Below are 23,674 nucleotides of genomic sequence, written 5' to 3'. Positions count from 1 at the left end.
TGTCGACCACGCGATAGGCGAGGTAACCGGCATAGGCTAGTATTCGCGCGCTCCATTGTTTTTGCGGTATGCGCCGATGCTTTGTGCGGAGTCTGGCTTTTCGCTGTTCCCCGTTGGGGACGGTATCGAAGGCGAACACTGCCCGGAAACTGTCTCTACTGTTTAGCAAAAAATGAACCGCAGCGAAATCCAGCCCACCGAATCTGATCGGATCCGGATCGGCGAATGTGTCGTCACTTTGTCCTCGCGAGAGGTCGAAGTTGCCGGCGCGCGTCGCCCGCGCCGGCTGACGCCGAAGGCGCTGGGCGTGCTGCGTGTGCTGCTGCGGCAACCCGGGCGCGTGGTCACCCGCGAAGAACTGTTCGCCGAGGTGTGGCCCGATACGCTGCCCACCAACGATGTGCTGACGCAGGCGGTCACCCAGCTGCGCAAAGCCTTCGCCAACGACGATGACAACGGCCAGGCGTATATCGAGACGATCGCCAAGACCGGCTACCGCCTGCGCGTGCCGGTGCAGGCCATGCCCGAGCCCGAAGCGGAACTGGCGGTCGAGGCCGAAGGCGCGGTTGGCGATTCCAACGCGGTCGTGGAAGTGCACACGCCAGCCCCGGAGGACATGCGACGCCGTCGCTGGCGCTACCTGCGACGTCGATTGTTGCTGGTGCTGGGCCTGCTGATGCTGGCCGCACTGCTGGTGATGACGGTCCTGCTGCTGCGCCGTGCGCCGGCCAGCTCTCCGGTGGAGGCGGCGGTGGAGAACGGCACGCGGGTGATCGGCAGCCCGCAGCGGCCCTATCGGCTGATCACCGCCACCGCAGGCTTCGAAACCTATCCCACGCTGTCGCCGGATGGTTCGCAGGTGGCCTACGAAGGTGCCAGCGAGGATGGCCTGGGCGGCGGTGCGATCAAGGTACAGACGTCCGGCAACGCGCCGGCGCGGCAGCTGCTTGTTCCTCCTGAGGGTGCGGTTGATCGCTTCCCGAACTGGTCGCCGGATGGACGCGACATCGCCTTTGCCCGCTTCTCCGCCGATGGGGGTTGTCAGGTGCTGATCGCCAGTGCGACCGGCGGCGCGTTGCGCCAGGCCACGCGCTGCGATGGCACCGAGCTGCTCAGCTTCGACTGGACACCCGACGGGCGCGGCCTGGTATTCGGCAGCATGGTGGGCCGCTATGCCCACCGCGGTATCCGAGTACTCGATCTGGCCAGCGGACAGTGGCAGCCGCTGCAGTACGCCGTCGATCAGGACGATTTCGATTACGCGCCGCGCTATTCGCCGGACGGCAAATGGCTGGTGTTCGTGCGCAACCCGCAGATGGGCGACCTGTGGCGGGTTCCTGCCGCGGGTGGCACGCCGGAGCAGCTGACCAGCGAGTCGGCCGAGCTGCGCGGATGGGCCTGGCTTGGCGACGGCCGCACCATCGTGTTCGGCCGCCGGGTCGACAGCGAGGTGCGGCTCTATTACCTCGACATCGAGCGGCGCACGCTGCGTGATGCCGGACTGGACGACGCGCAGTGGCCGGCGGTATCGCGGCATGGCGGCATGCTGGCCTTCGTCCATCGCCGTGCACAGTTCGGCGTGTTCAAGGTGCCGATGCAGGGCGGTGAACCGGAGCGCCTGTTTGCGTCCAGCGGCCGCGACGGTCAACCGATGGCAGCACCGGACGGTCGCCAGCTGGTATTCACCTCTGACCGCTCGGGCAGCTTCGCTCTCTGGTGGGCGGACATGCAACGCCCCGATTCGCTGCGGCCGATCGAAGGCTTGCGCCCGGAAGCACGGCAGGCCCCCGATTGGTCGGCCGACAGCCGGCAACTTCTGGTGGTTGGGCGCGATGCACACGGTCGCGCGGTGGTCTACGAGATCGCACCCCGCGACGAGCGTCTGCAACCGCTGCCCGTGCCCGCCGAACAGCCGCTGCAGGCGCTGTATGGCGCCACGCCCGAGCAGCTGCTGGTGGTCGAACGTGATGCCGACCAGCGTACGCGGCTCAGTCTGTTCGATCGCAGCACCCAACCCTGGCGGCGGCTGGCGAGCATCGACGGCGTCTCCCAGGTCCGCTTTGACCGCGCAGGCCGTCGGGTGCTGTTCACCCGCCTGGCGGCGGAGGGGTTGTGGGCGGCGGACGCGGCGCTGTCCCCGGACAGCGTGCGGCAGATCAGCGAGGACAAACCCAGCCGCTGGCGCTACCGCTCGTGGACGGTTGCCGGCCACGACAGCATCGGCTATCTCGGCAGTTCCACCCGCTGCAGCACCATCCTCGTCCGCATCGCCGCCGGGCAGGAGGATGCCGGGCGCTGCCTGGACGCGCAGCGCTTGAGCGCGAGCAACGGACTCAGCGCCAGCGCAGACGGGACGGCCCTGTTTGTCGCTCTGGCAGTCAGTGATGGCGCCGACATCGGCGTGATGCGGCTGCCCGAAAAGGCGCCAGCGCTGTTCCCGGCCTTCTCCAAGATGTTGATGTTCAAGGGAAATGGGCCTTCGTAATTTTTTCGTCGGGATCTCGCCGCGAATTCGTGGCGATCTCGTCAGTCTTTCCTGACGCGGTGCCGCCTGATTGGGCAAAACGGAGGCCTGTACTTGGCAAATCCGTGGTGCACCATGCGTCAACTCTCACTGGCCGATCGTGGCCAATCCGTCTCCCTGGACAAGGCACTCGATGACGTCGTGCCGACCTGTCTGGGCGTTGCCCGGCTCGGCAGCCTGCAGACCGCGGGCAGCAGCTTCACCGTGTGGATGCAGGTGCGCGGCAGCTCCTGGGTGGAGGCCAAGGAGGGGCGCTTCCGCCTGCGCCACGGCGAATGGATCGCGTTCGAGAAGGAATCGCGCCCGCTGGTGCAGGCAGGGCGCAACGGGCTGTGCATCGGCCTGAACCTGAACGTGGAAGCGCTGCGTGTGCTGGCGGAGATGGCCGACTGCGGCCTGTACGCGGGCCGCGGCCGGATGGGCCGCAGTGACGCTCGCGTCGCGCTGCGCCTGTGGCGTGATGCCTTGGCCAGTGGCCACCCGGCGCAGCACCTGCGCCCGCTGCTGCTGCATCTGGCCGGCCTGCAGCGTGGATTGGCCGACAACGTGCAGCGCTGCCCTGGCCGTTCGCGCAGCCGCAAGCGCCAGGTGTTCGGTCGCATGCAGCGCGCCCGCCTCTATCTGGAAGGCAACAGCCACCGCGTCGTACGCATCGGCGAACTGGCCGAGCTGACCAACTTCTCCAGCTGGTATCTCTCCAAGACGTTCCAGAGCCTGTATGAAGAAAGCCCGCAGTCGCTTTCGGCACGGCTGCGCCTGGAGCGCGCCGCCGACCTGCTGCGCGACACCGACATGATGGTGGGAGAGGTCGCCGCGGCCAGTGGTTTCGACAACTGCTGCAGCTTCGCCCGGGCGTTCCGCGCCCGCTACGGGCAGTCCGCTTCGCGCTTCAGGGAAAACGGCGGCTTGCTCCCGCCACAATCCGCAAAGTCTCTGGTTGGTTCGCGCAAATACAGCGCTGCAACGCAATCGTAACGTGCTGGGGTGTTTTAACACGCTGCTAACACGTACCTTGGAGAGATTGATGAACGTTCGTAACCCCGCAGTGCGGTTCGGCCTGCTGCCGGCCGGCATTGCGCTGGCGCTGGCGCCCGCCTTCGCTTCCGCACAGGAAGCACCGGAAGCAAAGGGCACCACCGACCTGGACCGCATTTCGGTCACCGGCTCGCGCATCCGCGGCGCTGCCGTTGAAACCCAGCAGCCGATCGTCACCCTGAGCCGTGAGAACCTGGAAAAGCAGGGCTACACCTCGGTTGCCGACGTCCTGCAGAACCTGACCTCGGCCGGCTCCCCGGCCATCTCCCGTTCGGAGTCGCTGGCTTCGGGCGAAAACGTCGGTGGCTACTACGTCGACATCCGCAACCTGGGCGCGCAGCGCACCCTGGTGCTGATGAACGGCAAGCGCCTGGGCGCGACCACCGCCGGCTACCAGGATCTGAGCCAGATCCCGATGGCCGCCATCGAGCGCATCGAGATCCTGAAGGACGGCGCCTCGGCCATCTACGGTTCGGACGCCATCGCGGCCGTGGTCAACGTGATCACCCGCAAGCGCTTCGACGGCGCTGAAGCCAGCGTCTATGTCGGTCAGTACGGCAAGGGCGACGGCGACACCGAAACCTATTCGTTCACCCTCGGCAGCATGGGCGAGCGCGGCGGTGTCACCCTGTCCGCCGAGTACTCCAAGCAGGATCCGGTGTGGGCGAAGGACCGTTGGTTCAGCCGTGACGGCAACGCCGGCCCGAACTACCCGGGTTCGGGCGCCAGCCCGATCAACCAGAAGGGTGGCTTCTGCGACCCGTGCGTCACCCCGAACCTGAAGCAGGGCGAGCCGGGCTATGTCGGCCCGAGCGACCAGCGTTGGTACACCCTGCGTGATGGCGGCAACCCGGCCAACCGCGCCGACTACCGTCTGGAAACCTCCGCTGACGCCGTCAATGCCAACCAGCAGATGATGGTGCAGACCGGTATCGAGCGTAAGTCGCTGTACGTCAACGGCAACTACGACTTCACCGACGCGATCTCGTTCAACGCTGACGTGCTCTACAACGAGCGCAACACCACCCAGCAGATCGCAGGCTATCCGTACCAGTCGGCATCCTTCGACACCCCGCTGTCGGCCGACAGCGCGTTCAACCCGACCGGTGAAGACCTGACCTTCCGCCGCCGTCTGTGGGAAGTGCCGCGCACCACCGAAAGCCAGGTCAAGACCCTGCGCTTCGCCCCGAGCATCAGCGGCTTCTTCGACTTCGCCGGCAAGACCTTCGACTGGGACGTCGGCGCGCTGTGGAACCGCAACGAAACCACCAAGCGTGGTCACGGCGACATGAGCCTGATCGCATCGGAACAGGCGCTGGGCGCTTCGTTCATCGGTGCTGATGGCGTCGCCCGCTGCGGCACCAGCATGTCCGATCCGCTCGCCACCAGCGGCTGCCGTCCGTGGAACCCGCTGCTGCCGTTCGGCGTTGCCGGTGCCGGTTCGCTGGCCGACCAGGCCACCCAGGACTTCCTGTTCCCGTACTTCACCGATACCGGTCTGACCAAGACCACCAGCTTCACCGCCAACCTGTCGGGTTCGATCGTGACCCTGCCGGCCGGTGACCTGGGCTTCGCCGTGGGCGTCGAGCACCGCAAGGAAGAAGGCCGCTTCTCGCCGGACGCCTTCGCACAGTCGGGCCAGTCCACCGGCCTGGGCGCGCAGACCACCCAGGGTGAGTACTCGCTGGACGAGGTCTACCTGGAACTGAACGTGCCGGTCCTGGCGGACATGCCGTTTGCCAAGGAACTGACCCTGAATGCTGCGACCCGTTACTCGGATTACAGCAACTTCGGCGACACCCTGAACTCGAAGTTCGGCTTCACCTGGCGTCCGCTGGACGAGCTGCTGGTTCGCGGTACCTGGGCTGAGGGCTTCCGTGCTCCGACCATCGACAACCTGTACGGTGGCCTGAGCAGCAGCTTCGAGTCGTACACCGATCCGTGCGGCATCACCGCGCCGGGTTCGGTCAACGGCAATGCAGCCTGCTCGGCGGCGGGCGTCCCGGTCGGTTACACCCAGCTGGGCCAGGGCCTGATTCCGTGCACCTCGACCCCGTGTGCGACGCCGGACCAGTTCATCTCGGGTGCCAACCCGAACCTGACCCCGGAAACCTCCAAGAGCACCACCGTCGGCCTGGTCTGGAGCCCGCGCTGGGTGCAGGGCCTGGACATCTCGCTGGACTGGTACAAGTACGAAATCAGCGACATGATCATCGCTGACAGCGTCGACCGCATCCTGCGTGACTGCTACGTGCTGGGCGATGCTTCGCGTTGCGCCGCGCACACCCGTGCAGGCGATGGCCACATCAACGGCATGACCTACGGCCTGGCCAACCTCGGCCAGATGGAAACCCAGGGCTACGACCTGGGCATCAAGTACCGCCTGCCGGAGCTGGCCATCGGCCAGTTCGCGATCGACTGGCAGACGAGCTACCTGGCCAAGTACGACGAGCAGGGCCAGAACGCTGACGGTGACAACATCACCATCGGCCGTGTCGGTGAGCCGGGCCTGTTCCGCGTGCGTTCGAACCTGGGCCTGACCTGGTCGAAGGGTGACTTCGGCGTGGCGTACACCGCGCGTTACTACTCGGGCATGAATGAAGCCTGCGTGGCCAACCGTCCGTGCGACGACGCCGACCGCTACCAGAACGGTGAGAAGTCGCCGCTGCGCAAGACCGGCTCCAACACCTTCCACGACCTGCAGGTCAGCTGGAAGGCACCGTGGGATGCCACCATCGCGCTGGGCGCCAACAACGTGTTCGACCACAAGGGTCCGATCATGTTCACCCAGCCGAACTCGAGCTTCGCCTACTACGGCGGCTTCGACGTGGGTCGCTTCCTGTACATGAAGTACACCCAGCGCTTCTGATCCATCGAAGTGCGATAGCAGAACGAGGAGGGCGGACCGCAAGGTCCGCCCTTTTCATTTCTGTAAGGGAATTCTGATCAGGTCGGGAAAGTGAGTGCGGTCACTGTCTGCTCTTGTCGCATTCAGCACAGTAGGTGCGTCCAATACCGGACACTGGGAGATGGATATGAAGCGCACGCTTTTCCGCCAGGTATCGGCCGCCGTCCTGATCTATGCAACGCTGGTGGGCTCGCTGTCCGCACAGAACATCATCGTCTGCGGCGGCGGTGTGTACTGCGAGCAACTTCGGCTGGAGTGCCTGGCCAAGGGCAACGCCCCGGCCCTGTGCGAGCGTCAATGGCGTCTGTGCGTGCTGGACGCCTGTCCGCAGCGCTGAGAGAGAAAAAAGGGCGCGTCCGCTGGACGCGCCCTCATGCGAGGTGACGGCAGTCGCCCGCGTGCTGCTCAGGCGTCAGTGGGTGTCAGCCCCATCAGTGCATTGGCATGCTCACGCCACTGCGGCAATCGATTGAGTACGCCTGCGCGCTGCAGATAGTCCTCGTCAACGGGATCGCCGTTGACCAGCGCCAGCGCCACGTGCACCGCGCCGGTCACCCAGAAACTGCGGGTCGTGGCGCGTTGCGGCTGCAGGTGGAACGCCACCGCTTCGATGATCGGCATCGGCAGGCCCCACAGCCCCAGCAGGTAGGCGCCGGCTTCGGCGTGCCCGGGACGGAGGTCGCCGGCCAGCGCAGGCTCGCTGCGCTCGTTGCGGACGCCCGGCAGCAGCAGGCCGATGTCAGCCAGCAGCGCCGCGGTGGCACCCAGTTCCGCACTGGAATCGGGCAGCAGGCGGGCGGCCAGGCGCGAGGCGAGCAGGGCGCGCTGCTGCAGCGAGTTGCGTTCGGCCGCAGACAGCGTCGGTGCCGAGAACACCTCGCTTGCCAGGACCAGGTCGCGCAGGGTGGACAGGCCCAGTCGGGTGACCGCCGTGCGCAGATCGGCGATGGTGCGGCCCTGGCTGAAGAAGGCCGAGTTGGACAGCTGCAGGACTTTCGCGGCGATGGCAGGATCGGCGGCGACCAGTTTGGCCACGTCGGCGCTGTCGGTATCGTCATCGTGTTCCAGGGCCTGGGTCAGGCTCAGGTACAGGTGTGGCGGCGAAGGCAGCTTCTCGATGCGGCCGATGGCATCACGCAGGCGCGGGCTGTCCAGCACCTCGCGCAGCTCTTCCAGGCTGGTCAAGGCCTCCAGCAGCACCTCCGGCGCCAGTGGCAGCGGCAGGAAGCGGTGGGCAACGCCAATCAGGCGCGCCGGTGGTGGCCGGTTGCCGTGCTGGGCATCGACCAGGGCGATACGGATGGTTTCCGGGCGCAGTGTCCGGATCTGCCCCAGCAAGGTGGTGGCATTGAGGTCCGGCAGCTGCGGGCAGACGATCACCGCGTCCACGCCCTGCGTCGCCACTGCCGTCATCGCGGTGTGGCCGTCGGCGGCGGTCAACGGCTGCCAGTCTTCCCCAAGATCGGCAATGAATTCGGTCAGCTCGGCCGGCAGGCTGGCTGCATCTCCAACAAGCAGAATACGCACGACACAATCCCCTGGCTGTCTCGACGCTGGATGTCGACGACGTGTGAAGTGACGCAATTTACCTAATACAGCACCCGGAGTGCTGTGCCGTGGTGTTGAAACGTGACCCGCATCGCTCCGGCAGGACACACCGGAGCGACGCGGTTCAGGATCAGGCCTTGCTGCCTTCCAGGTAGCGCGCGTGCGCTTCGACCAGGATCTGCTTGGCTTCCGCCGCGCCGCCCCAGCCGTCGAGCTTGACCCACTTGCCCTTTTCCAGGTCCTTGTAGTGCTCGAAGAAGTGGCCGATGCGCTCCAGCCAGTGGCTGGAGACCTGCTCGATGTCCTCCACGTGGGCATAGCCGCTGAAGATCTTGGCGACCGGCACGGCCAGGATCTTCTCGTCGCTGCCGGCCTCATCGCTCATCTTCAGCACGCCGACCGGGCGGCAGCGCACCACCGAGCCCGGCACCAGCGGCAGCGGCAGCACCACCAGCACGTCGGCCGGATCACCGTCGCCGCACAGGGTGCTGGGCACGTAGCCGTAGTTGCACGGGTAGCGCATCGGGGTCGACAGGATGCGGTCGACGAAGATCGCGCCGGTTTCCTTGTCCACTTCGTACTTCACCGGCTCCGAGTCCTTCGGGATCTCGATGATGACGTTGATTTCTTCCGGCGGGTTCTTGCCGGGCGAGACGAGTTCCAGACCCATGGTCGTGCTCCAGGTGGGGATGTAGGCGGATAGCCCTCCATTTTATGCCTTTGCAGGCCGCTGTGCAGGTGGGGCGACCCCTACAGGCCGCTGCGCAGGCGGACGACCTGCGGCGCCCGCCTTGCCCGATGGGCCCGGAAGGCCGGCCGGCGCAGGCTGCTGGCTCGTTCCCTGGGAGATATCCGCCATGTCCTGGACAACCCGCTGCTGCGGCACGTTCCTGTTGTTCGCAACCCTGCCGGCGCTGGCACATGCCAGCCATGTCGACCTTGTCGACTACCCCTCGCCCCAGGCCAATTGGCACCGCTTCCACCGGTTGCAGGCGTCGCTGGTGCGCGAGTTCGACGGCATCTGCGCCGACACCTTCTGCGAAGGTGAGTACAGCAACTACCGGGTACTGACGTTCCGCTGTGCCGTGCAGGTCGACGCCGGCACCGTACGCCACTGCGCCTGGGGCATCGTGGCCAGCGAGCTGCAGGTCGAACCGGTCCGCGGCGAAGTGCAGGTGGACAATGCGCGCTGGATCTGCCCCGTCACCCTTGGGGAGGGGATTCCGGTCGAGGTGTTCCACGCGACGCTGGAGCAGGAGGAGGGCGCGTTCGAGCCCTTCCCCGGAACCGATGTGACGGTCTTCGACACACTGCCGACCTGCCTGGGGCGGCCGGGCAATGCCGGGAGGGCCGCCTGATGCGTGCGCTGAAGAGGGTTGTTCTTGCAGGCCTGATGGGGCTGGCCGGCGCGGCACACGCTGCCCCGGCCTATGTGGATGCACGCCTGTTCCCCAACCAGGCGGCTGGGTGGCAACGCTTCCTGGCGGTCGAACGGTCGCTGCGGCAGAGCTTTGACCACGTCTGCGGTGACACCTTCTGCGAAGGCGAATACAGCAATCTGCTGCCGATGCGGTTGCGCTGCTCGGTGCATGCGGCGAGCGGCGCCATCCAGAGCTGCATCTGGACCTTCGCCGGCAGCGCCACCACGGTGGCTGATGATGGACGGATCGATGTCGACCTGCGCAGTTTCGCCTGTCCACTGCCCGTGGCGACGGGAACACGGCTTGAGGATTTCCTCCGTGCGCTGGAGCAGGCCGCGCCCGTCCGTGCGATCCATGTCACGCCGCCAGGCAGCCGCATTTCGATTCACGAGGGACTGATCGGTTGCCTGTGATCCTCTCAAATGAGAACGTGACTGATTCGCATTGACGGTGTAGCATGCGCGGCGCCCTCCCGTCGTACCGGCTCCGCGCATGCCATCCAATGCCGCCACCCTCACCGAACTGCTGATCCGAGAGCGGCCGGCGCTGCTGCGCCGGGTGCAGCGCATCCTGGGGGGCGACCCGGGTGCGGAGGACGTGATCCAGGCTGTCTGGTTCAAGGCCCGCGGGGTGGGCAACGCCCCGTTGATCGACAATCCCAGGGCCTATCTGTACCGCCTGGCAGCCAACCTGGCGACCGATCATGGACGCGAGTCGACGCGCCGCAACCGCCTGTTGGCCGATCACTACCTGTGGGGACCGGACGAGGCTACGTCCACGTCCACCGAAGAGCAGGTGATGGCGCAGGATGAGCTGCAGCGTGTCCTCGATGCGGCCAGCCACCTGCCGGAGCCGACCCGCACCATCTTCCGGCTCAATCGGCTGCAGGGCCTGACCCAGGCAGAGATCGCGCGTCGCCTTGGCGTGTCGGTCACCACCGTGGAGAACCACATCCGTGCCGCGTTGCAGCGCCTGGCCTGGGCCCGCAGCGGCCGCTGAGCGGACGCGCTTGGGGATGGGCCTGGTTCAAACGTCTTGATGGCTGGACTGCACCTGCGGTCCAGTTCCCTCGCCCCGCGCGTGAATATTCCTGTCCGCCAGCCAATGAGCCCGCCGAACACTTCTTCTCCCGCCGCCTGCGAAGACGTCGTGGCCGAACAGGCCCGGCGCTGGATCGCATGGCTGGCATCGGGCGACATCACCGATGCTGGCATGTGCGAATTCGAAGAGTGGCTGGCGCAACCGGGCCATCGGCACGCCTTCGAGCAGCAGCGCACGCTGTGGCGCAGCCTCGGCCCTCGACCGGCTGTCGCGTCTGCGGTGCGGCGCCGGCGCCGGCGTCAGCGGCTGCGCTGGGTGACGGCTGCCGCTGCCGCCCTGGCGATGCTGATGATCTGGCCCGAAGCGTCCCTGCGCCTGCAGGCGGACCACCGCAGCCGCCAGAGCGTCCAGCATGTGCAGTTGCCCGACGGCAGCCGTGCGGTGCTCGACGCGGACAGCGCGATCGCCGTGCACTTCGATGCGGGCACTCGGCGGGTCGATCTGCTGCGTGGCCGCGCCTGGTTCGAGGTGGTCGCCGATCCGCAGCGGCGCTTCAGCGTGTCCGCAGGCAACGGCGTGGTTGAAGACATCTCCACGGCATTCTCCGTGTCGCGGGTCGAGGAAGCGGTTGAAACCCAGGTCGGGCAGGGCAGGGTGCGCGTGGCCGCCCCGGCCGACAGTGGCTGGACCTATCTGCAGGCGGGGCAGCGTGCGCAGTACGGTTCCGCGTCCGGCGTCGTCCGCCTTAGCGATGTCGCTGCCGACAGCGTGGGTGCGTGGCGCCAGGGCGAACTGCTGCTGGAGCAGGCCAATGTTGCCGATGCAGTGCATCTGCTCGGCCGCTATCGTGCCGGTCCAACCTTCGTGCAGGGCGACCTTTCGACCTTGCCGGCCGTGAGCGCCGCACTGCGTATCGATCGCCCCGAACAGGCCCTGGATGCACTCGCGGAGACGACGGGGCTGAGGATCACCCGCCTGCCGATGGGTGTGGTCATCGTTCACAGATGACGCCGCGTCACGCGTGGAGACGTGATCTGCAGTGATCCCCCTTGGGGCTGTGGCGCTGCCGTTCGTCTTACTCCACGAACGTACCCGCAGCCGCCACGTACGTCGCCGTGTCCACGCGTGCCGTGGATGACGCCGCGCCTGCGGCTCCGCTCTCCTGACAGGTTTCTCCATGTTCGATTCCCCACGTCCGGGCCGCACTCCGCGCCCGTCCCGCCTGTGTGTCGCACTGCTCGCCGCCGGTATTGCCGGCGCAGTACCGCCCGCGCTGGCCCAGGACACTGCCAACTCGCAGGCAGCCGCGCAGCGCTTCGACATTCCCGCGCAGCCGCTCGACAGCGCGTTGCGCAGCTACATGCGGCAGTCCGGCGTACAGGTGGTCTATCCGGCTGCGTTGGCCAGCGGCGTCACGTCGCAGGCGGTCAGCGGCCCGCTCACCGCAGACGAGGCGCTGGCGCGGCTGCTGCAGGGCAGTGGCATGGGCGTGCGCCGTGTCGGCGACGGTGCAGTGACACTGGCAGCGGCCGGCGACCTGCAGGCGCAATCGCCGACCATCACCGGCCCGCTGCGTGTGGCCGGCGATCGCGTCGCTGAAGGCATCGGCAGCGACGAGGCGCGCCTGCTCGACACCTATCGCAGCGTCGGCTCGACCACCACGCTGGATCGCACAACGCTGGAGCGCTTCCGTGGCACATCCAACGGCGACATCGTCAAGGGCGTGGCCGGGGTCACCGCCGGTGATCCGCGCGTGGGCAACGGTTTCGACGTGAACATCCGCGGCATCCAGGGCCAGAGCCGCGTGCCCGTCATCATCGATGGCGGGCAGTCCAGCATGGACACCTACCGGGGCTACGCCGGCCAGTCACAGCGCAGCTATCTTGATCCGGACCTGATCTCACGCCTGACCATCACCAAGGGCCCCAGCCTGAAGGCCAACGCGTCCGGCGGCATCGGCGGCGTGGTGGAGATGGAGACGCTGAACGTGGGTGACATCCTGCGCGAGGGCCGCGACGTCGGCGTCCGCGTGCGCGCTGGGTTGGCCAACGCCAGCGCCAACAGCGTGCCGGCTTACAGCGCCGTGCCCCGGACGGACCGCAGCGCCACCGGAAGCCAGTTCTTCAACGTTGCCGCCGCTGGGAAGTGGGACCGCTTCGATCTGGTCGCGGCGTACGCCCACCGCGACAACGGCAACTACTTCTCCGGCAGGCACGGATACGATGACTTTCCGCAGACCCGGCGCACGCTGGCACCGTTGAATCCGCCGCGCACCGAAGTGTTCAACACCTCCTCGCGCTCGACGTCGGCCCTGCTCAAGGGCACCTGGCGCATCGACGATGCGCAGACCCTCGAAGCTGGCTATCGCCGCTATGAGGGCCGCGCCGGCGAGATCATGGCCTCGCAGATCATCCGCGTTGAGCGGGATCGCATCCCACAGTGGGATCCCGGCCACGTCGACATGGACAGCTACAGCCTGCGCTATCGCTTCGATCCAGACAGCGAGCGGATCGATCTGCGCGTCAACGCCTGGTACACCGATGCTGACAGCGTGATGTACAACAGCCTGACCGGCATAACGCCGTGGTACTTCGACCGCCGTACCGAGTGGTACGACGCGCCGAGTTTCAGCGGCGATCCGGGCTACAAGGATGCCTACCGCAATCCGCTGCGACAGAAGCGCTTCGGCCTGGATGCCAGCAACACCTCGATCTTCGACACCCGTGCAGGCGTGTTCACCCTCGACTACGGCCTGTCCTACAGCAACGAGGACATCGCACCGGGCAGCTCCGCACCGATCAAGCAGGATGATCTGGTCAACAACCGTTTCCTGCGCAACGCTGAGCGCAAGGAGTACAGCGCCGTGGCGTCGCTGAAGTGGCAGCCCGACGAACACTGGGAGTTGATGGCCGGCGGCCGCTGGAACCGGGTGGACGTGCATGACCGCAATCGTCTGGCCACACCCGATGCCTATGAAGTGCAGGGACAGTACCGCTACACCGAGCTGCTGGATGGCAACCCGGCACTGCCCTCCTGGCGCGCCAAGCGCATCGCGCTGCTGAACTGGTATCCGGACGCCGATGGTGCGTTCACCCAGGCCTCGCTGCTGGCCTCGCCGTACAAGAAAGGCACGGTGGCTGACATCGGTGGCTGGAACTTCTACGACGCTGATGCACCGGAAGACCTGGAGGTGCCGGTCAGCTGGACCTGGTCGCAGCCGATCCGTCGCCGCGACAGTGCCTTCTCACCCACCGCCAGCGTGGCCTATCGCTTCAGCGAGGACACGATGGTCTACGTGAAGTACGCCGAGGGCACCAAGCTTCCGAGCCTGTTCGAGACGACACTGGGCCTGTTCACCGCCGCCAAACCCGTCGGAGAGCTGAAGCCGGAGCGCGCGCGCAGTTGGGAAATCGGTGCCAGCACCGTCCACCATGACCTGTTCACCGCCGGCGATCGCCTGGCGCTGAAGCTGGCGTACTTCGATACGCGCATTGATGACCTGATCACGCGTGACTACCGCACGCTGTCGGCCGGCCTGATCCGCAACGTCGACCAGTTCAAGGTCTCAGGCATGGAGTTCCAGTCCAGCTATGACAGCGGCAAGGTATTTGCCGACCTGTCCGCGCATTACTACTTCAAGGCCAAGACCTGCGCCCCGGACATCGCCGCCGAGCGCCGGGCGTACGGTGCACAGCGCAACAATGATGAACTGGCCAGTACGCCCAACTGCGTGGACGGTGGCTTCGAGGGTTCCTACACCAATACGCAGAACCCGCCGCGCTACATGGTGAACCTGACGGCTGGATCGCGCCTGTTCGACGAGCGCCTGACCTTCGGCACCCGGTTGATCCACAACGCCGGCCCGATCAGCAGACTGGACAAGGACTGGAATGTCGGCCTTTCGGCGATCCAGCAGCTGTACCGGCCCACCACCCTGGTGGATCTGTTCGCCAGCTGGCGCTTCAGCGACCAGCTGTCGGTGGAGGCGAATGTGGACAACGTGACGGATCGTTACTATCTCGATCCGCTCGCCCTGGGCGTGATGCCCGCCCCGGGCCGTACCGCGCGCCTTGCGTTCACCTGGAGGTACTGAGCGTAGCCTGTGGGCGTCCTGCAGCGGCCGGTGCGAACCGGCCACTGCACTGCCTTGCCGCGACCGCGGGCTTACAGCCCGGTCGCTGCCTTCACCGCATCTTCGTGCAGCGACTCGTTCAGTTCATCGACCACCGTGCTCCAGGCCGCATCGGCCTGCAGCGATTCGGCCAGGAACTGCCGCTGGCCATCGTTCCAGTAGGGCGCGTCGGCCACCGCCACGCCGGTAGCCAGCTGGTGGTCGCGGATGAAGCGGGCGATGCCCTCGGCGCTGGCATCCAGGCCCAGCTGCAGGAACAGGTTGGTCATGCGCGGTTCGGTGGTGATCATCATCGGTTCCCGGCGGGAAAGAGGGAGGGGCATTATCGACGCAAGCGGGCTTGGGGAAAGCCCTGCGCCGCACGTCTACAGCAGGACCTCTCTCCCAGGTACCCTCCGTGAACGCACATATCGCTCCTGAAGACAGCCGCAGCCTGCGCCTCAAGGCCGCCACGCGCGACAGCCACGGCGCGCTGGACAAGCGCATCATGGCCGGTGACATCTTTGCCGATCTCGGCAGCTTCGCCCGCTTCCTGCGCGTGCAGTACCGCTTCCATCGCAGCATCGACCGGCTGTACGCCAGCCCGGCGCTGGAGGCATTGCTGCCGGGGCTGGCCGGGCGTCGGCGTCTGCAGCAGGTGGCAGCTGATCTGCACGACCTGGGGCAGGATCTCCCTGGCGCGGACATGGCGCCGTTGGCAGGTGACCTGCCGTTGCCGGTGGCGCTGGGGTGGCTGTACGTGGCCGAAGGCTCCAACCTGGGGGGCACGGTGCTGTACAAGATGGCCGCGCGGCTTGGCCTGGACCAAGGGTTCGGTGCCCGCCACCTGGCTGCGCACCCGGATGGCGCGGCCCGCCACTGGCGGGAATTCACCGCCGCGTTGGATGCGGTGCCCCTGAGCGCCGCGCAGGAACAGCAGGTGATCGATGCCGCCGATGCCGCGTTCCGTAGCGTGCATGGCCACGTTGAAATCGAGTTCGGCTGATGCCCGGGCTCTGCCTGCGGGCGATGCGCTGATGCGCTGGCTGTGGTTCGCGCTGGGCTGGATGATGGTCGGGCTGGGGGTGATCGGCGCGTTGTTGCCGGTGATGCCCACCACCATCTTCCTGATCCTGGCGCTGGGCTGCTTCGCGCGCAGTTCGCCACGGTTCGAGCAACGGCTGCTGGCACATCCTCGCTACGGCCCGCCGCTGCGACTGTGGCGGGAACAGGGCGCCGTGTCGCGCCGGGGCAAGGCATTGGCCAGCGCTGGCATGGCGGTGGGGTTCGCCTTGTTCTGCTGGGGCGCACACCCTTCCTGGCGGCTGCTGCTGGGCGTGGGCCTGTTCTTCGCGGTCAGCGCCGGCTATGTGCTCAGCCGGCCGGCGCCACGGTTGGAGCCGCCCCAGAGTGTCGAACGTGGCGATGTCGGCGATCCGCGCCGCTGTGGGCGTCGCTGGAATCGCTGAGTCCGCGTGAGGGATGGAGCCGGGCCCACGCCCGGCTCCACCGATCCGCTACAGCAGCGGCACCAGCAGCAGCGCCACGATGTTGATGATCTTGATCAGCGGATTGATCGCCGGCCCTGCCGTGTCCTTGTACGGGTCGCCGACCGTGTCGCCGGTCACCGCGGCCTTGTGCGCTTCGCTGCCCTTGCCGCCGAAGTGGCCATCCTCGATGTACTTCTTGGCGTTGTCCCAGGCACCGCCGCCGGTCGTCATCGAAATCGCCACGAACAGGCCGGTGACGATCGTACCGATCAGCAGGCCCCCCAGCGCGCGTGGGCCCAGCAGCAGACCGACCACCACCGGCACCACCACCGGCAGCAGCGAGGGCAGGATCATCTCGCGGATCGCAGAACGGGTCAGCATGTCCACGGCCTTGTCGTACTGCGGCTTGCCGGTGCCCTGCATGATGCCGGGGATGTCGCGGAACTGCCGGCGCACTTCCTCCACCACCGCGCCGGCGGCACGACCCACCGCCTCCATGGCCATCGCGCCGAACAGGTACGGAATCAGGCCGCCGATCAGCAGGCCGATGATCACCGTGTGGTCACTGAGGTCGAAGCGGAACTCCTGCCCGGGGTTCGCCGCCTGCAGGTTGTGCGTGTAGTCGGCGAACAGCACCAGCGCCGCCAGCGCCGCCGAGCCGATCGCATAGCCCTTGGTCACTGCCTTGGTGGTGTTGCCCACCGCGTCAAGCGGATCGGTGATGTCCCGGATCTCCGAGGGCAGTTCGGCCATCTCCGCGATGCCGCCCGCGTTGTCGGTGATCGGTCCGTAGGCGTCGAGGGCCACGATCATGCCGGCCATCGACAGCATGGCAGTAGCGGCGATGGCGATGCCGTACAGGCCGCCCAGCGCGTAGGCGCCCCAGATCGCGGCACAGACCGCCACCACCGGCAGCGCGGTGGACTTCATCGAGATGCCGAGGCCGGCGATGATGTTGGTGCCATGTCCGGTGGTCGACGCCTGGGCGACGTGCTGCACCGGCTTGTACTGGGTACCGGTGTAGTACTCGGTGATCCAGACGATCAGGCCGGTCAGGACCAGGCCGATGAGGGCGCAGCCATACAGCGCCAATGGACCGTGCACGTTGTCGGACATCAGCCCCGTGGTGATCGGGTAGAAGGCGATCGCCGCCAGAACACCCGACACGATCACGCCCTTGTACAGGGCCCCCATGATCGAGCCACCGGGCTTCACCTTGACGAACAGCGCGCCGATGATCGATGCGATGATCGACACGCCTCCCAGCACCAGCGGATACAGCACGGCGTTGGCGCCGGCTTCGGCGAGCATCAGGCTGCCCAGCAGCATGGTTGCGATCACCGTGACCGCGTAGGTTTCGAACAGATCGGCGGCCATGCCGGCGCAGTCACCGACGTTGTCGCCGACGTTGTCGGCGATCACCGCCGGGTTGCGCGGATCGTCTTCGGGAATGCCGGCTTCGACCTTGCCGACCAGGTCGGCGCCGACGTCGGCGCCCTTGGTGAAGATGCCGCCGCCCAGGCGCGCGAAGATCGAGATCAGGGAAGAGCCGAAGGCCAGGCCGACCAGCGCATGCAGCGCCTGGTCCATCTGCAGCCCGAGCCGCAGCAGCAGGGCGTAATAGCCGGCCACGCCCAGCAGGCCCAGGCCGACCACCAGCATGCCGGTGATCGCACCGCCACGGAACGCTACGTCCATCGCGGCGCTGATGCCGTTGCGTGCGGCTTCAGCGGTCCGCACGTTGGCGCGCACCGACACGTTCATGCCGATGTAGCCGGCAACGCCGGACAGCACCGCACCCACCGCGAAGCCGACAGCGGTGTACCAGCTCAGGAACACGCCTACGAGCACGAACAACACCGCGCCAGCGATGCCGATGGTCAGGTACTGGCGGTTCAGATAGGCGCGTGCGCCCTCCTGGATCGCGGTGGCGATCGCGACCATGCGCTCATTGCCGGTGGGTTGGCGCAGGATCCAGCGCGCCGAGACGATTCCGAACAGGATCGCGAGAATGGCGCAGCCCAGCGCCAATGACAGCCCGTGACGTTCCAGCATTAGACCCCTCCGCAGAATGGATGATGAGCATCCAGTGGCGATGAACTTCACCACGAGGGGGACGACGGGCTGCAGCCTGGAACCAACCCGTGCCGACCGTGGCGGTCGTCCGACGTATGGCGGTGTTCAGCATTCCCTGGTGGCCGCAGTATGCGTGCACATGCGCCCGGATGGTAGCGCCGTGCGTGGAAGGCGCAGCGCTTGCCCCTCCACCGACGCGCCTTTGCACCCTGTTAAGCCTTCCTCTGCAAGCCTGCGCTCAGTCCTGAAGGAGACCCTCCCATGCGTCTGTCCCTGTTGATGCTTGCCGCCCTTGTGCCGGCAATGCCTGCATCTGCCGCCGAGACCCCGGAACTGCAACGCGCGGTGGGTGCGCCGCAGGCGGTGGGAGCGGTACACACGCTGCGGCAGATTCCCGAAGCCTGTGCGCGGCTGGAGGGCGCCTTCACCGGCCAGGCTGCCGAGCCGTATCGATTCGCCGTGGTCCGTACCAGCGAGCAGTGCCAGCCGCGCGCTCGTTTTGTCGACTTCGCCAAGGCGCAGCCCGCTGTCGACAAGGGCTGGAAGCTCAATGACGTGATCCGCGTGCCCAGCGCGACGTGCCCGGCACAGCAGGCGGTGGTGCGGGTGTGGCGTCTGCCGGTCGACAACCGCCAGGCGCTGGACGGCCAGGGGCAGTCGCGCATCTATCTGGAAGAAGCAAAGAAGCAGGCCGCCGCCGGCAAGATTCCGCAGGTGACGATGTTCGCCGCGCAGCTGCAGGTGGAAGGCAAGGCCTGCAACTGACGCCGTCCGGCAGGGCGAAGCCACGCAGGGCGTGGATGTACTTCGGCGCGCACCGGTAGCGTCGGGCCATGCCCGGCGGAGAACCCGGTAGTGCCGGCCGCTGGCCGGCACCCCTGCCATCACTCGGCCAGCTTCGCACCGCGGGCCACCAGCAGGTCACGCAGTGCCGAACGATGGCAGTGCGCCTCATCCTCGCAGTAGCAGCCCACGCTGATGTCGGTGTGCTGCGACAGCGCGGCCAGCAGATCCAGCGCGTGGGCTGCCTCGGGCGCCTTCATCTCGGCACGGTAGCTGCGGAAGAAGGCATTCCAGTCGGCCGTGGTGGTCGCCCCGCGAGCCTGTTTCACCCGTTCCGCGCTGGGCGACAACGTCGGGAACCACACGTCGTACCAGTCCTGGCGGGCGAACTCGCTGCGTGGCACGCCGCGCGGCGGGCGGCGTACGGTGCCGATGCGCAGGCCTTCGCCCGGAACGCGCGGAGAACCGAGGCGGACGATCCGCAGGGCCATGATCGCAGTCAGACCTCGAAGGCCGGCAGCGTCTTCTTCACTGCCACGTTCTTCAGCGTCACATACTTCGGCAGGCCATCGGCGCCGTACGGCAGTGGCGCTTCGCCCTTGATCAGCGGTGACAGATAGGCGCGCGCCCGGGCAGTGATGCCGAAGCCGTCGCGCCGGATGAAGCCGGCCGGCATCTTCTTCTCGTGGTTGGCGATCTTCGACAGCGGCGCGGACTCGATCTTCCAGCGGTACGGTGCGTCGCTGCTGCGCACGATCACCGGCATCACCCCGTTCTGGCCCTTCAATGCCAGTTGCACGGCCGCCTTGCCCACGGCCTGCGCCTGGTCCCAGTCGGTGCGGCTGGCGATGTGACGTGCCGAGCGCTGCAGGTAATCGGGCAGGGCCCAGTGCACCTTCAGCCCCAACTGGTCCTTGACCCGGCCAGCGAGGTGCGCGGCGACGCCGCCCAACTGCGAATGACCGAATGAATCCTTGCTGCCGCCGGCATCGGCGACGAAGCGGCCATCCGCCGTGGCGATGCCCTCGGAGGCCACGACCACGCAGTACCCGACGCGTTCGACCACCGCCTTGACCTTGGCCAGGAAGGCCGCCTCGTCATAGGCACGTTCGGGCAGCAGGATGATGTGCGGGGCCTCATCGTCGCCATTGCCAGCCAGGCCTGCGGCAGCGGCCAGCCATCCGGCATGGCGGCCCATCGCCTCGTAGATGAACACGCGGGTGGAGGTCTCGGCCATCGCCGCGACATCCAGCGCCGCCTCGCGCACCGACACCGCGGTGTACTTGGCCGCCGAGCCGAAGCCGGGGCAGGTATCGGTAACAGCCAGGTCGTTGTCGATGGTCTTCGGCACGCCGATGCAGGTCAGGTCGTAGCCGGAGGCCTTGGCCAGCTGCGAGACCTTCAGCGCGGTATCGGCCGAGTCGTTGCCGCCGTTGTAGAGGAACCAGCGCACGTCGTGCGCGCGCAGGACCTGCAGCAGACGTTCGTAGCGCGCACGGTCGGCATCGAGCGACTTCAGCTTGAAGCGGCACGAACCGAAGGCACCGCCCGGTGTATGGGCGAGGGCGCGGATGGCCGCCGCACTCTCCCTGCTGGTATCGATCAGCTCTTCGCGCAGGGCGCCCAGGATGCCGTTGCGGGCCGCCAGGACCTTGATGCCCTTGGCCCGGGCCTGTTCGATCACCGCCGCAGCGGTGGCGTTGATGACCGCGGTGACACCACCGGACTGGGCATAGAGGAGGGTACCGTTGCGCATGCTTCTACCTGCTCAGGGGAGGGACATTGCAGGGACATTACCCGGATGCGGTAAAGTGGCGCTATTGCGGTGCAGCGATACCGGACCGTCCGGGACGCGAACCTTCTTTGTTTTCAACACGTTGGAGTCAGGTCAATGCGATTGGTTCTGTTGGGACCGCCCGGTTCGGGCAAGGGGACACAGGCGACGCGCCTGAAGGACAAGCTGGGCATCGCCCATATCTCGACCGGTGACATGCTGCGTGCGGAGATCGCTGCGGGCTCGGAGCTGGGCAAGCAGGCGAAAGCGGTGATGGATGCGGGCAACCTGGTGTCGGACGAGATCCTGCTGGGCATGCTTGAGTCGCGGCTGGCCCAGGCGGATGTCGCCAAGGGCTTCATCCTGGATGGCTACCCGCGCAACGTGGCGCAGGCCAACGCGCTGGACGGCCTGCTGGCCAAGATCGGTCAGCCGCTGGATGCGGTGGTGCAGCTGGATGTGGCCACCGAACTGCTGGTCGAACGCATCGCCGGCCGCGCCAAGGAGCAGGGCCGCGCCGACGACAATCCCGAATCGGTGCGCCAGCGCCTGCAGGTCTACAACGACCAGACCGCGCCGGTGGTGGATTTCTATGCAGGCCGGGGCACCCTGGCACGCGTCGATGGCGTCGGCGAGCTCGACGAGATCGAAGCCCGCATCCTGGCCGCGATCAAGGCCTGAACCAGGCGCGCGGCCGGCTGCGGTCGGCATGCAGAACACAGGCCTGGTCCTTGTGGACCAGGCCTGTGTCGTTTTCATAGGTGCCAGCGGAGGGCTTGCTCAGGGCCCCGCAGCATGAGCTCCCTTGGGGATGGCCTCTTGGGGAGTAGGACCGGTTCGGGTACTGCGGCTGGCAATCCGAATTGTGTCCGGGTTCACAGAACATCGCTATCGGGAATTCCCTGACAGGTGGCTGGAGTTTTCTCACATCGGGTGTAGGACTTGTCTGACCCCATTACGGACATTGGCCCTATACAGCCGTGATCGGTCACAATCCTCGCTCATGAGCAGCGTACATATCCTTGCAATCGCCGGCACCTTCATGGGTGGCGTGGCCGCCCTGGCGCGGGAACTGGGCCATACGGTCAGCGGCAGTGACCAGGCCATCTATCCGCCGATGTCGACCCAGCTGGAGCAGCTGGGCATCACCCTGGACCAGGGCTACCGGGTCGACAGCGTGCCGGCGGGCACCGACCAGGTGGTGATCGGCAACGCGCTCTCGCGTGGCAACCCGGCCGTGGAGGCCGTGCTCGACGCCGGCCAGCGCTACAGCTCCGGCGCGCAGTGGCTGTCCGAGCAGGTGCTGCCGGGCCGCGACACGCTGGCTGTGGCCGGCACCCACGGCAAGACCACCACCACGACCATCCTCACCTGGCTGCTGGAGAATGCCGGTCGCGCACCGGGTTTCCTGATCGGTGGCGTGGCCGAGGATTTCGGCGTTTCCGCCCGCCTCGGCCAGGGCCGTGAGTTCGTGGTGGAAGCCGATGAGTACGACACCGCCTTCTTCGACAAGCGCAGCAAGTTCGTCCACTACCGGCCGCTGGTCGCCATCCTCAACAATCTCGAATACGACCACGCCGACATCTTCCCGGACGTGGCCGCGATCCAGCGCCAGTTCCACCATCTGGTGCGCACCGTGCCGGCGCGCGGCCGCCTGATCGTCAACGGCGAGGACGTGCACCTGGCCGAAGTGCTGGCAATGGGCTGCTGGACGCCGGTCGAGCGTTTCGGATTCGATCCGGCGCTGGAATGGCATGCCGAACTGCTGGCCGCCGACGGCAGCGCCTTCCGCGTGCACCATCACGGGCAAGCGCTGGGCGATGTGCAATGGTCGCTGCTGGGGCGGCACAACGTGCTCAATGGCCTGGCTGCGCTGGCCGCTGCCCATGCGGTGGGCGTGGCACCGGCCGAGGTGATCCCGGCGCTGGCGCGCTTCCGCAGCGTCAAGCGGCGCATGGAAGTGATCGGCAGCCACGACGGCATCACCGTCTACGACGACTTCGCGCACCATCCCACCGCGATCGCCACCACCCTCGAGGGCCTGCGCGCCAAGGTGGGCGATGCACGCATCGTGGTGGCGATGGAACCGCGCAGCAATTCAATGCGGCTGGGCGCACATGCACACGCGCTTGCGCCCTCGCTGGCGCTGGCCGACGAGGTGGTGTTCCTGCATCGTCCCGAGCTGGCCTGGGACGCAGCGTCGGTGATCGCAGCGGTGCGCGGCCACGCGCACGCGGTACCCGATACCGACGCATTGCTGGCACAGCTGCAGGAGCGCGTGCACCGCGGTGACCACGTGGTGTTCATGTCCAATGGTGGCTTCGACGGCGCGCCGCGCCGTTTCCTCGCAGCATTGCAGGCGCGATGAGCACGGACGCGTCACTGCCCCTGTTCCCGCTGCACGCCACCCTGCTGCCTGGCGCGGCGATCGGCCTGCGCGTGTTCGAGCGCCGCTATCTGGACCTGATCCGCGACAGTGGCCGCAGTGCGGAGGGATTCGGCGTCTGCCTGATCCTTGATGGCCAGGAGGTCGGTGCGCCGGCAACGCCGGCCGCCTACGGTGTGCAGGTACGCATCGAGGACTTCGATGTCGGCGCCGACGGCGTGCTGCAGCTGCGCCTGCGCGGTACCCGCCGCTTCCATGTCGAGCGCACCCGGGTGCGCGACAACGGCCTGGTGGTGGCCGATGTGCGCTGGTGCGAAGAAGACCCGGATGACGAGCTGCGTCCACAGCATGCGCTGCTGGCCACCGTGCTGGGTCACATCATCGAGCAGGCCGGCGAAGCCTACGCTCCGGCCAACCCTGCGTTGCTGGACCAGGCAAGCTGGGTCGGCTGGCGCCTGGCCGAGCTGCTGCCGTTGAGCGAACAGCAGCGCCTGCAACTGCTGCAGATGGACGACCCGCATCAGCGCCTGCAGCAGCTGCTGGGCTGGATGCCGTAAAGAATCATCCCGCGCGGTAG

General features: G+C 67.0%; 21 protein-coding genes. 15 read left to right on the top strand and 6 right to left on the bottom strand.

Going from position 1 to position 23,674, the window contains the following annotated elements:
• Positions 1-172: 172 nt before the first annotated feature.
• From ACZK08_RS16120 to ACZK08_RS16105, 4 genes are all read left to right on the top strand, one after another.
• Positions 173-2,485, top strand: a complete 2,313-nt coding sequence (locus ACZK08_RS16120; protein WP_065181709.1) for a winged helix-turn-helix domain-containing protein — start codon at positions 173-175, stop codon at positions 2,483-2,485.
• Between the two features lie 114 nt (positions 2,486-2,599).
• On the top strand, positions 2,600-3,499 hold the full coding sequence (locus ACZK08_RS16115) for a helix-turn-helix transcriptional regulator (RefSeq protein ID WP_053519175.1): 900 nt from the start codon (positions 2,600-2,602) through the stop codon (positions 3,497-3,499).
• Between the two features lie 49 nt (positions 3,500-3,548).
• The gene (locus ACZK08_RS16110) at positions 3,549-6,428 is read left to right on the top strand and encodes a TonB-dependent receptor plug domain-containing protein (RefSeq protein WP_065175097.1); all 2,880 of its coding nucleotides are present in this window, start codon (positions 3,549-3,551) and stop codon (positions 6,426-6,428) included.
• A 166-nt stretch (positions 6,429-6,594) separates the two neighbouring features.
• Positions 6,595-6,804 (top strand): hypothetical protein, encoded by a 210-nt coding sequence (locus ACZK08_RS16105; RefSeq protein ID WP_053519179.1) that lies wholly within the window; start codon positions 6,595-6,597, stop codon positions 6,802-6,804.
• 68 nt (positions 6,805-6,872) lie between these two features.
• On the opposite strand, the gene ACZK08_RS16100 is transcribed toward ACZK08_RS16105, so the two are convergent.
• Together ACZK08_RS16100 and ppa are read right to left on the bottom strand one after the other, a co-directional pair.
• On the bottom strand, positions 6,873-7,994 hold the full coding sequence (locus ACZK08_RS16100) for an HDOD domain-containing protein (protein WP_053519181.1): 1,122 nt from the start codon (positions 7,992-7,994) through the stop codon (positions 6,873-6,875).
• A gap of 151 nt (positions 7,995-8,145) precedes the next feature.
• On the bottom strand, positions 8,146-8,685 hold the full coding sequence (ppa, locus tag ACZK08_RS16095; protein WP_053519183.1) for an inorganic diphosphatase: 540 nt from the start codon (positions 8,683-8,685) through the stop codon (positions 8,146-8,148).
• A 187-nt stretch (positions 8,686-8,872) separates the two neighbouring features.
• On the opposite strand from ppa, the gene ACZK08_RS16090 reads away from it, so the two are divergent.
• The 5 genes from ACZK08_RS16090 (at position 8,873) to ACZK08_RS16070 (ending at position 14,570) form a co-directional block, all read left to right on the top strand.
• Positions 8,873-9,373 carry a hypothetical protein gene (locus tag ACZK08_RS16090; RefSeq protein WP_065181708.1) on the top strand — a complete coding sequence of 167 codons (501 nt, stop codon included), beginning with the start codon at positions 8,873-8,875 and terminating at the stop codon, positions 9,371-9,373.
• The gene (locus ACZK08_RS16085; RefSeq protein WP_065181707.1) at positions 9,373-9,849 is read left to right on the top strand and encodes a hypothetical protein; all 477 of its coding nucleotides are present in this window, start codon (positions 9,373-9,375) and stop codon (positions 9,847-9,849) included. Before ACZK08_RS16090 ends, ACZK08_RS16085 begins: the two co-directional genes overlap by 1 nt.
• Before the next feature lie 79 nt (positions 9,850-9,928).
• Positions 9,929-10,435: an RNA polymerase sigma factor gene (locus ACZK08_RS16080; protein WP_065181706.1), complete on the top strand. Its 507-nt coding sequence runs from the start codon at positions 9,929-9,931 to the stop codon at positions 10,433-10,435.
• 105 nt (positions 10,436-10,540) lie between these two features.
• Positions 10,541-11,485, top strand: a complete 945-nt coding sequence (locus ACZK08_RS16075) for a FecR family protein (RefSeq protein ID WP_065181705.1) — start codon at positions 10,541-10,543, stop codon at positions 11,483-11,485.
• Positions 11,486-11,654: 169 nt separating this feature from the next.
• On the top strand, positions 11,655-14,570 hold the full coding sequence (locus ACZK08_RS16070) for a TonB-dependent receptor (RefSeq protein WP_065181704.1): 2,916 nt from the start codon (positions 11,655-11,657) through the stop codon (positions 14,568-14,570).
• 71 nt (positions 14,571-14,641) lie between these two features.
• On the opposite strand, the gene ACZK08_RS16065 is transcribed toward ACZK08_RS16070, so the two are convergent.
• Complete coding sequence (locus ACZK08_RS16065; protein WP_053519195.1) at positions 14,642-14,899, bottom strand: DUF2789 domain-containing protein; 258 nt, start codon at positions 14,897-14,899, stop codon at positions 14,642-14,644.
• 107 nt (positions 14,900-15,006) lie between these two features.
• On the opposite strand from ACZK08_RS16065, the gene ACZK08_RS16060 reads away from it, so the two are divergent.
• Positions 15,007-15,594 carry a biliverdin-producing heme oxygenase gene (locus ACZK08_RS16060; RefSeq protein WP_053519197.1) on the top strand — a complete coding sequence of 196 codons (588 nt, stop codon included), beginning with the start codon at positions 15,007-15,009 and terminating at the stop codon, positions 15,592-15,594.
• Positions 15,595-15,625: 31 nt separating this feature from the next.
• Complete coding sequence (locus ACZK08_RS16055) at positions 15,626-16,057, top strand: YbaN family protein (RefSeq protein WP_065181703.1); 432 nt, start codon at positions 15,626-15,628, stop codon at positions 16,055-16,057.
• 48 nt (positions 16,058-16,105) lie between these two features.
• Here ACZK08_RS16055 and ACZK08_RS16050 read toward each other — a convergent pair whose 3' ends face one another.
• Positions 16,106-18,133 carry a sodium-translocating pyrophosphatase gene (locus tag ACZK08_RS16050; protein ID WP_065175091.1) on the bottom strand — a complete coding sequence of 676 codons (2,028 nt, stop codon included), beginning with the start codon at positions 18,131-18,133 and terminating at the stop codon, positions 16,106-16,108.
• 282 nt (positions 18,134-18,415) lie between these two features.
• Here ACZK08_RS16050 and ACZK08_RS16045 point away from each other — a divergent pair, with 282 nt between their 5' ends.
• Positions 18,416-18,919 carry a hypothetical protein gene (locus ACZK08_RS16045; RefSeq protein ID WP_065175090.1) on the top strand — a complete coding sequence of 168 codons (504 nt, stop codon included), beginning with the start codon at positions 18,416-18,418 and terminating at the stop codon, positions 18,917-18,919.
• A 119-nt stretch (positions 18,920-19,038) separates the two neighbouring features.
• Here the strand turns inward: ACZK08_RS16045 and ACZK08_RS16040 are convergent, their stop codons facing one another.
• Both ACZK08_RS16040 and ACZK08_RS16035 read right to left on the bottom strand, forming a co-directional pair.
• Entirely contained in the window at positions 19,039-19,428 is a 390-nt protein-coding gene (locus tag ACZK08_RS16040; protein ID WP_478452268.1) for a DUF488 domain-containing protein, read from the bottom strand.
• A gap of 8 nt (positions 19,429-19,436) precedes the next feature.
• On the bottom strand, positions 19,437-20,693 hold the full coding sequence (locus ACZK08_RS16035) for a 6-phosphofructokinase (protein WP_053519209.1): 1,257 nt from the start codon (positions 20,691-20,693) through the stop codon (positions 19,437-19,439).
• 135 nt (positions 20,694-20,828) lie between these two features.
• On the opposite strand from ACZK08_RS16035, the gene ACZK08_RS16030 reads away from it, so the two are divergent.
• From ACZK08_RS16030 to ACZK08_RS16020, 3 genes are all read left to right on the top strand, one after another.
• Positions 20,829-21,392, top strand: coding sequence for an adenylate kinase (locus ACZK08_RS16030; protein WP_053519211.1), 564 nt, complete (start codon positions 20,829-20,831; stop codon positions 21,390-21,392).
• 322 nt (positions 21,393-21,714) lie between these two features.
• Entirely contained in the window at positions 21,715-23,079 is a 1,365-nt protein-coding gene (gene mpl, locus ACZK08_RS16025; RefSeq protein ID WP_065181702.1) for a UDP-N-acetylmuramate:L-alanyl-gamma-D-glutamyl-meso-diaminopimelate ligase, read from the top strand.
• Positions 23,076-23,654: an LON peptidase substrate-binding domain-containing protein gene (locus ACZK08_RS16020; RefSeq protein ID WP_065175087.1), complete on the top strand. Its 579-nt coding sequence runs from the start codon at positions 23,076-23,078 to the stop codon at positions 23,652-23,654. The genes mpl and ACZK08_RS16020 overlap by 4 nt, the downstream gene beginning before the upstream one ends.
• The last annotated feature ends 20 nt before the right edge of the window (positions 23,655-23,674 follow it).

It is taken from the genome of Stenotrophomonas sp. 112478_Sma (assembly GCF_056479905.1).
The sequence above is the reverse complement of the archived record's forward strand: the minus strand, read 5'-3'. Positions and strand labels throughout refer to the sequence as shown.